Genomic DNA, 9,884 nt, shown 5'->3' on the forward strand with positions numbered 1-9,884 from the left:
TTCTTCGATCGATGAGCGACATCACCGCAGCTAGTCTGACTAATCACCTCCAATCTCGACTAGTTTGCCGATATTAAAGTCGATCCGAATCCACGGCTTGGGGTTTCGCAAATTGCCTAATAGTAATAGTGGAATTTGCCAATGATGCACCATCATAAAAGGTAGCGGATCGTCCCAGTCGAAGATGGCATCCTTACCTTGAACGATCGTTTGTAATCTTTGCCAAGTTAGTTGTGGCGAAGATAAATGCGTAACTAATCGCCAGATTTCGTGATAGAGCCAATAAGTCGGGCGGCTGGTTGGTAATGGCTGTACGGTCCGATCGAGTGGTGCTAAATTTAGATAAGCCGCCGCCACATCGGGATGGTTGTAGAACATCGTAATGGCAGAATGGGTGCGCGGATTGCACTCGATCGCATAAACTTTGCCATCATCATCTGCCTGCATAAAATCTAGGGAAACTTGTCCCGTCAGCTTGAGACTACCAGCAAAAGTCCTAATCCACTCCTCGATATCCGATCGATCTACATGCTCGTAATTGACTTGAAATGCTGACGATTCACAACAACAGTGCAACTGCACATTTCCATTACGAACCGTGCTGTGGGTGCAGTATTCTTGCCCAGGAATAAACTCCTGCATCACCCACGGGTTGCAATCGGAAATTGGCAGCGATTTGACAAACGTAGCAGTTTCGGCTGGCGTAGCGCAGGGTAATTTAGTCAGATCCAATCGCCGTACCGAATCATAAGCAATACTCTTGATAATGTATTGCCGCTGCTCGGTGCTAAAGTCAAAGTCGATAACCTGCTGGGGATGGGTAATCTTAAAAGATTTGGGTACCCGCAGTCCCAACGCCTGAGCGTCTGTCGCAAATTCATACTTGTCATCCAACCGCTGCAACATCTCGACATCGACGTGCATCACCTGACAATAAGGAGAGAGTACAGTCTGGACTTTGGCATCGTAATAGCTGGCAACCGGGCTACAGACAGGGACATAAACATCGACACCTTCACGGATGACGATTTCGAGTAGCGCCGATTCATAATCTTCAGCACGCGGATCGGGCACGGTATAAAAGCGATCGATCGCCCATGAATAGCGATGCCCCGTCAGCCAGTATTTATGAGTTTCAACTAAAATTACTCGATGTCCCGCACTATGGAACGATCGAGCCAATTGCAAAGCCTTAGTCATCTTCCCACCGCTAATCAAAATCGTCTGCGGCTGAGCAGCAATCTGACGAGATCGAATTGGGGTAAAGATCGCGGCTCTAAGGATCGCGATCGTCGTTAGCAAGAGATTTAGGGGAAATACCAACAGTAGCAGCAGCAGAGTAGCAGTTGTTTTAATTCTAGTTGGCAATCTACTATCTTCCATCATGATTTCTCGATCGAATCCTGCCGATCCCATTGCTACTGTCTTTGTCATAATTTTTTCGCACTTCCAAAGAAAAATCCCCTCCTTGGAGGGGTGCCCAATGGGCGGGGTGGGTAGATCTCCGCAGCCACCTTCACCTCAAATCATCGAGATTAAAGCGTAAACCTTTACCCCACCCAACCTCACCTTTCTAAGGGGAGGAGCGGGATCTACACCCGCCGAATCAAGGTAATCCCATCCCGCAGTGGAATCAACACCTGCTCCACGCGCGGATCTGCCGCTACCGCCTGATTGAAATTCGCGATCGCGATTCCATTAGGCGTAGCTGTCCCCGACACATATGGCTGTCCCTGCATCAGCGTATTATCGGCATAGATCGAGCCATTAGGAGCCAATAGCCCCGTCGTCAGCAACAGATCTAGATAGTCCAGGTATCCCGCCTTATCCGCATCGATAAACACCAGATCGAATACTTCTCCATCCGCCGCTAACTGCTGCATTGTTGCCAGTGCAGGTGCGACTTTGACAGATATTTTATGTCCGGCTGGAGACTCCTGAAAACAGCGTTGGGCAAATTCTGCCGCATAAGGATCGACTTCACAAGCCACAACTTCGCCATCAGAGGGCAGTGCTTCCGCCATCGCTAGGGCAGAATAACCCGTGAACATGCCGATTTCGAGGACGCGACGCGCTTGGGTCAGGTGGATCAGAAATTTGAGAAATTGCCCTTCCACGTGACCGGAAACCATCTCCTGTTCCAGATGGCGAACTGTTTCGCCATCTGTAAAGCGTTTGCTCCAATCTTCCGATTGGGTGTGCTGCACCAATGCGGCTAGAGCTGGCGACTCTGGCGTCGTACAACGATCGAGATAAGGATCGAGACCGTTGGCTAGCTCGTAGGCTTGTTGCAGCTCGGCTTGAAAAGCGGGGTCGAGATTGGCGATGTGCGCCATCTGCTGGGTCAAGCGTTCCAGTTTGGCTGCCAAAATCCCGACTGGGGTAACTGGTCTCATCCTTAGACTCCTGCGGGGGAAGGAGTCATCTTATCCAAGACCACATACATGTCCTCGCCGTTGCCTTGGCGTGGATAGCCCTGACAAATGTCGCGATGTAGTGTCAAGACTTCATCTAATTCGAGGCGAGTCAGATCGTTCATGAACATACATTCACCAATCGGACAGGGAGCCGCAGCGCGTTGCAATCCATCGCGAGTTCGCGAGATCGATTTAGTGGCTTGCCATAGTAGTTCTGGGGTCAAATATGGACTATCGATCGCCAATCCCAGTCGGCTCATCAGCCCTAGAATCCGATCGCGGTCGGCAACTGTAATGTAGCCTCGGTGCTGAGCGATCGTTGCTGAGAATGCCATATCGATCGCCACACTGTGACCATGGAACATCGGGATTTCTGGAGTTAGTTCCAGCATGGGACTCCAGGTGTGTCCATAGGCAATCACTCGATCGAGATCGAGTTCGTGAAGATTGGGTACTTCTAGTTTCAGCATCGACTCGATCGCATTGTAAGTCAATCGATGGGCGATCGCTTGCAATTTGGGCGTCCCATTCAGATAACCAAAATGGCTGTGTAGCAACTCTTCGCCATGAGCTTCTAGTAATTCAAACAGCTCTTTGTTCCCGACAACTGCGATCTTGATCAATTCTGCCATGCCGTTGCGAATTTGATCGATCGGCAACGTCCTCAAGAATGAGAAATCTAGAATGACTTTTTGGGACGCATGATAAGCACCGAGACGATTTTTGAGCTTACCGTGATTAACAGCTACCTTAATCGCTACACTAGCATCGATCAACCCGATCAAGGACGTTGGGACGCGGATATAGTTCGTCCGCCGACGGTAGGAAGAACAGGCAAAACCAGCAACATCAGTCGTCAATCCTCCGCCAACTACTAGTACAGGTTCTTTACGCACCAGCCCAAAATCGACAAAGGCATCAATGACACTCTCGAAAGTTTTTAATGTCTTGTCAGGTTCTTTGATTGCGACTTGAAAAACTGTCAGGTCGATGTCATGGTGCTTAAAATAATTCTGCATCCGATCGCCATATAGACCGTACACATTCCGGTCTACCACCATCAAACATCGTCCAAATTGGCGATAGCTATCCGCAATTTCTGGGTTTTCTGGTTGGAATGCACCATCCACGTAGAGCAAGCTAAAGTCAATTTTTTCATATCCTTCGACGTGAAAGGCACGATCTGTTGATGTAAAAGTTGCCTTGATATCGCCCATAAGATTTCTTTATTGTTGTGCCATCCCTAACATAGCGAATTTTTCATATTTATTCAACAAGATTTTATTGGATTCGCCAAAAGACACAATACTACTAAGTAACAACTGGATGTCTTTACTTATCAGAATTTGAGTAGCGATTTTAAAACAGCGCACCCAATGCTAATACTAATTATCTACTTTGTCAACAATATTTCTAATCGTGTAAAAACGACTACTAAAGACTCGAAAGAATCAGCCAAAACATAGTTTCAGCTACCAACTCTCAACCAGCTAATATCTATTTTTGAAGCTCGATTCGTCACCAGATTTTCGAGTGTACTAACATTACTTGTGCTTCAGGTCGCTCGAATTTTGAATTTTAGTTCTGACACATATCTACAAATTCAGATTAAAGAATGGTTCGATAATCGATCGAATAGTCGAATTTTACAAGTTCAGAAATCGAGTACTGCACTCAAAGTCGCATCAATTTGCCGATCCGCCTAGCCCAATTCAGATTCCAGAATACAATCGGACGGCGTTAGATACAGCATGTTACCTCTAAAAAGTAAGACATCACGCGCGATCGCATGATGTCCGATTTTCTTCCCACATTCTTAACATACCCAGCTCGTTCTCGATTATTGATATCGATCGCGGCAATTGTGACAGTGACGCTTAATTTGTTCGATTGAGTATATCTATTTGCTAGCTTTGTTAGCTACTGACGGTGCCGCATTTCCACCCGGCTAGACGCTGGATCTCGCAGATTCGGTTAATGCCTGACTGCCTGACAGATCGGCTCTCCTGCTATTTTGGGGGAAATAGTCAAATTACATGTCAATCGTTGGCGTAGCCGCGCCGCGAGGTAATCGTCCCTCACGGCGTTGTCCGGTTTCGAGTTCGTCAGATATTGCTGGGCGGGATCTTTGACAAATTGAAATACCGAGATCGCAATTAATAGGGCAAGAATACTGCCCCCAATCGATAAGGTAAAGCGAAAACTACTCAAACTCGTGCGTTCGTTGTAGTCTTCAGTTAACTCAGCGGTTATCAAAACCTAAAATTAGAGATCTAGTAATTCTGTACCGCGTTCGGGGGGGATTAATTCGGCGATCAATGTTTGGCGATTTTGAGCGATGACAAAAGGTAAATGCGAGCCGATTAATCCTTGTTTGATACTTGCTGACGTGCGATCGAATATTACAAACAGTGGATAAAGATGTTCGACACCTTCACTAATAATATGCCGATAATATTGTGGCATTACCCATTCATAGTCACGATCGAGTAATACTTGCGTCCGCCGCCACCGCATGAGTAAATCGGAAAAATCTTCTTCAGGCTGCTGGATAAATATTAAAATCTCGCCGCCCATCTTAATTTTCCACTCCGGATCGCACATGAGATATGCCAGATCGCAAGGCAGTAAAATTGTTTGCGAAGTAGTACTAATCGGCGAAGATCGATCGAGTTGCTGGATTACTGGAACTTTGCGAAGTTTGACGACAGGTAACGGCATCGTAATCAAGCTTTCTTCCGATCGCCGGATGCTGGGAATCATTTCTAGATACGGACGATACTGCTTGAGTAATTCTACTGCTTCAGTATGATTGCTATATCGCGTCAATAGTTCTTCGTAGTCTGATTTTTTAATCGACATATAAATTTATTAATAATCAAAAGCAGTTAGGGCGATAGTGATGCCATATCCCCGACTTCTTTTAAGAAGTCGGGGATATGATATGTCTTCACAAGCTCGGCAGTGGCTATAGACAATGAGATTCGATCGAATCGTAGCTAGCTAATAATTAGGTAGAGTAATAAACATTTATTACTCTACCTATATCGATCGGAAGGATATTTTAAAGCTCTTAGCCAAGTTTCTCGAATACTTTGAACATGGGGAGATACATCGAAAGTAGAATTACGGCTACCATCCCTGCCAAGAAGACCATCATAATTGGTTCGAGGACACTGGTGAGAGCTTTAACCGCTTGTTCGACTTCATCTTCATAAAAGTCAGCAACTTTCATCATCATTGTATCTAGTTCCCCGGTTTCTTCCCCGATGCTGATCATTTGAATTGCCAGCGATGGGAAAACTTTTTCACGTTGCAGGGCATTGCTTAACATCCCCCCTTGTTGAACTTCCATTTTGGACTTTTCGATCGCGTTAGAGATAACTTGATTGCCCGCTGTATCGCGAACGATATCTAGTGAGTTGAGAATCGGTACGCCCGATCGAGTTAATGTCCCAAAAATTCGACAAAATCTAGCAGTTGCTGATTTTTCATTTAAGTCACCCAAAATCGGCATTTTCAAGAAAAACCGATCCATCGTCAGTTTACCAATGGTGGTTTTATAGTATTGAGTGTATGCAAAAATCAAGCCGCCAACTATAACGATCGGGATGATTACCATCCAACTAGTTAGTACCCCACTTACGCCCAACATAAATAGTGTCAATCCCGGTAACTCTGTACCCAATCCTTTGAAAATATTTGCAAATACTGGGATTAAGAAGATTGTCATCCCTAGAAATACCAACAGTGCCAAAATTCCTACAGCCACAGGGTACGCCATTGCTCCTTTGACTTGGTTTTTGAGTCGAGACATATCTTCTAAAACCTTAGCCAGACGATTGAGTACTTCATCGAGTACCCCACCAACTTCACCAGCCTGCACCATACTCACATAAAGAGTATCGAAACATTCTGGATGTCGGCGCATGGCATCAGACAGGTTAATCCCTTGTTGGACATCCAGACTCACTTGTGCGAGTACCTTTCGCAGCTTGGGATTACCACACTGCTCGGAAAGCACTGTCAAACATCTCACCATTGCCACACCTGCATTGACCATCGCTGCAAATTGGCGAGAGAATACCGCTTTATCACGAACCGTCACCGGGTTCATGGCTGCTTCGATGTCCTGTAAGTCAATTTTAGTGATATCAAAAGATTTGACTGGTCTGATATTTTGAATGAACTGGTATTTCTGTTTGAGTTTTTTCCGAGCTGATTCTACTGTTTGAGCGTCAACTTTTTCTTGTTTGACATTTCCTTGAGAATCGCGGACTTCAGCTATAAAAGTTGGCATGATTTAGGGGATAGGGGATAGGGGATAGGGGTTAGGATTTTGTTTGGGTAAAGGGTAAAGGGTAAAGGGTAAGAGAGTAGATAATCACTATTCCCTATTCCCTATTCCCTATTCCCTAATTTCTCCCATTCGCTGCCATCGTAGGTGTAGATCCAATCAGACGTTGAAGTTCATCAGGTCGAGAGGATTTAGAAACACCAACTTCAAAAGAAATCGTACCTTCGCGAATGTGTTTAGCGAGGATCGATTCCATCGTGTTCATGCCTAGCTTGGCTCCAGTTTGAATCGCACTATAAATTTGGGCGGTCTTACCTTCACGAATCAGGTTAGAGATTGCGGGTGTGACGATCATGATTTCTTGTACCAAGACTCGTCCATACTCACCGGGTTTGGGTTTTTTCTTTTGGACGAGAGCTTGACTGAAGACGGCAACTAGCGAGTTAGATAACTGGGCGCGGATTTGGGGTTGTTGTTCGGGGGGAAATACATCCAACATCCGATCGATCGTTTGAGCGGCGGAACTAGTGTGCAATGTCCCCATGACTAAGTGCCCAGTTTCAGCAGCACTAATCGCCAAACTAATCGTTTCTAAATCACGCAATTCTCCAACTAGAATTACATCTGGATCTTCGCGCAAGGCTGCTCTAAGCGCATTGGAGAAACTTTTAGTATCTTCACCTTTTTGACGCTGGTGAATGAGGCTTTTAACATTTGGGAAGACATATTCGACTGGATCTTCGATCGTCAAAATATGCTCGGCACGAGTCCGATTGATTAAGTCGATCATGGCTGCCATCGTGGTGGTTTTACCAGAACCAGTCGGCCCTGTTACCAGAATCAATCCGCGCGGACGATTGCTCATTTCTCTGACGATATCGGGCAATCCCATCTGATCGAAGTTGGGGATTTTGGAAGATAATGCCCGCAAACAAGCAGCATAACAACCACGTTCTTTATAGACATTGACCCGAAATCTTGCCAACCCTTTGACGCCATAAGAGCAGTCGATTTCCCAGGTTTGTTCGAGTTCTTTGCGCTGAGTATTATTGAGCATACTAAAAATCAGTTTTTGGCACTCTTGCGGCGTGAGTGGTTCTTCACCAACCGGGGCAAGTTTACCGCTAACGCGAAAATAGACAGGCGCACCTGCTTGAATGTGCATGTCGGAGCCACCCATTTCAACGAGTTGCTCCATTAGGTCTTCGATCATTAGTTCAGACATAGGTTTAGGAAGTGGATAGTGGATAGTGGATAGTGGATAGTGGATAGTGGTTAATGTTTAGATCCTTTTAGGACGCATGTGTCCTTTCTGTTTGCTATTCACTATCCACTATTCACTAATTCTCAAATCTAGGTGTCATACAATACGGACAATCAAGCCATTCCGGTTTGAGGTCTGCCGCGCACGTCCGACAGATAAGGGTGGTTTTGCGTTTGGCTTTGATTTCGGCTTCCAAACCAGAGTCGGTAAAGGTGACGCGTTCGACTTCATCGAGCGTAGTCTGACCTTCTTGCACCATTTGGAGGCTGTAAGCCAGCAGTGTTTTCATCCCCTGCTGAACTGCGGTTTCCTTGATCAGGGCGGTGGAAGCGCGTTGGTTGATGAGCGTCGCTAGCTCATCGGTAATTTGCATGACTTCATAGACACCGACTCGACCGCGATAGCCGACGCCATTGCAGTTTTTGCACAGACAGCCAGCGGCTTTGGCAGATTCGATCGCGTCGTTAGAGAGTTCGTTAGCTTTGTAGAAGGTGATGACTGCATCACCCGAAGCAGACAACCCAAATCGACCGAGTTCTTCGCGGGTGGGAGTATAGGCGATCCGACATTCCGCACAAGCTTTCCGCAGGAGTCGTTGCGCGACAACGCCGATGAGGGCTGCCGAAACCATGAATGGTTCGACGCCCATCTCATCGAGCCGCGCGATCGAGCCTGCCGCGTCGTTGGTGTGTAAGGTAGTCATGACCATGTGACCCGTTAAAGCCGCCTCCATGGAGGTTTTAGCCGTCTCTTGGTCGCGAGTTTCTCCCACCAGGATGATGTCGGGATCTTGCCGCATGAAGGCGCGTAAGATCGAAGCAAAGTTCATCCCTTTTTCGCGAATTACCTGTACCTGGTTGATGCCAGGGAGGGCATACTCGATCGGGTCTTCCGCCGTACTAATATTGACACCAGGATCGTTACGTTCGGCGAGGAGAGAATAAAGTGTCGTCGATTTACCCGAACCAGTCGGCCCAGTCACCAAAATCAAGCCAAACGGGCGACTACCCATCGCTCGGACGATTTCCAGCGATGGCAGATCGCTAATTAACTTATCCAACCCCAATTGCGTCGAGGAGTTATCCAAAATCCGCATACAGACTTTTTCCCCATACCGACTCGGGAGGGTACTCATCCGAAAGTCTACTTTGCGACCTTCAAACGTCCGCCGAATCCGACCATCTTGAGGCAACCGCCGCTCGGCGATGTCCAATTCGGCGATGATTTTGAAGCGGGAGATCACCGCTGGAATGATGTGCTTGGGCAAAATTGGGAAACTCTGACGCAGGACGCCATCTTTGCGAAACCGCACTCTCAAGCCTTCCTCTTGTGGCTCGATGTGAATGTCCGAAACTTTTTCCATCAAACCCTTAGCGAGGATTTGATTGACTAACTTGACTACCGGAGCGGCTTCTGCCCCCTGAACGTCGATTTCATCATCTAGCTCATCTTCGACCCCACCTAGCTCGGGCGTATCAAAGTTTTCAATTTCGACATTGAGATTTTTCTGGGAATTATCGGCGGCATCCTGTTGGATCCGCTCATCCAAATAGCCATCTAAAAGTTTTTGATAATCTTCTGGCGCGATCACCTCACTGCGCCAAGCAATCCCGTGGGGACGGAGAATTTTGTCCAAATCGTTTTTGGCTTGGAGATCGTTGGGCGCGATCATCGCTACCGTGAGAATCGGCGGATCGCCTTCCATTTTACCGATCGGCAATAGCTTAAGTTGCCGACAACTATCAGCAGAGATAAAAGTATCGATTAACGTCCGTACTTGTACCTTGTCAATTTGCGCGGAGGTAATATCGACCGCGTTCAAACCGTAGACAATTTTCAGCTCGAATAACTGTTGTTTTTTATATTGATTTTGTAACTCGGCTGGCAAAGATTTACCCGTCAGGGA

General features: G+C 46.7%; 7 protein-coding genes and 1 pseudogene. All 8 read right to left on the reverse strand.

The genetic code is table 11. The features are described from left to right. Positions 1-39: 39 nt before the first annotated feature. Positions 40-1,416, reverse strand: a complete 1,377-nt coding sequence (locus RMO52_RS08865; protein WP_396134928.1) for an ATP-grasp domain-containing protein — start codon at positions 1,414-1,416, stop codon at positions 40-42. 176 nt (positions 1,417-1,592) lie between these two features. Continuing rightward, positions 1,593-2,396, reverse strand: coding sequence for a class I SAM-dependent methyltransferase (locus RMO52_RS08870; protein WP_309742171.1), 804 nt, complete (start codon positions 2,394-2,396; stop codon positions 1,593-1,595). A gap of 2 nt (positions 2,397-2,398) precedes the next feature. After that, positions 2,399-3,634: a sedoheptulose 7-phosphate cyclase gene (locus tag RMO52_RS08875; RefSeq protein ID WP_309742172.1), complete on the reverse strand. Its 1,236-nt coding sequence runs from the start codon at positions 3,632-3,634 to the stop codon at positions 2,399-2,401. An 889-nt stretch (positions 3,635-4,523) separates the two neighbouring features. Then, positions 4,524-4,670, reverse strand: a pseudogene (locus RMO52_RS24655) (MFS transporter); the annotation flags it as partial. Between the two features lie 12 nt (positions 4,671-4,682). After that, complete coding sequence (locus tag RMO52_RS08885) at positions 4,683-5,279, reverse strand: hypothetical protein (protein ID WP_309740233.1); 597 nt, start codon at positions 5,277-5,279, stop codon at positions 4,683-4,685. Between the two features lie 211 nt (positions 5,280-5,490). Next, complete coding sequence (locus RMO52_RS08890) at positions 5,491-6,717, reverse strand: type II secretion system F family protein (protein WP_309744764.1); 1,227 nt, start codon at positions 6,715-6,717, stop codon at positions 5,491-5,493. Between the two features lie 115 nt (positions 6,718-6,832). Continuing rightward, complete coding sequence (locus tag RMO52_RS08895; RefSeq protein WP_309744766.1) at positions 6,833-7,939, reverse strand: type IV pilus twitching motility protein PilT; 1,107 nt, start codon at positions 7,937-7,939, stop codon at positions 6,833-6,835. A gap of 115 nt (positions 7,940-8,054) precedes the next feature. Next, positions 8,055-9,884: GspE/PulE family protein (locus tag RMO52_RS08900; RefSeq protein WP_310413066.1), on the reverse strand; the 1,830-nt coding region annotated here is incomplete at its 5' end.

Origin of the sequence: Chamaesiphon sp. OTE_8_metabat_110 (assembly GCF_031382685.1) — a bacterium.
In the GTDB taxonomy this organism is placed as follows: Bacteria; Cyanobacteriota; Cyanobacteriia; order Cyanobacteriales; family Chamaesiphonaceae; genus Chamaesiphon.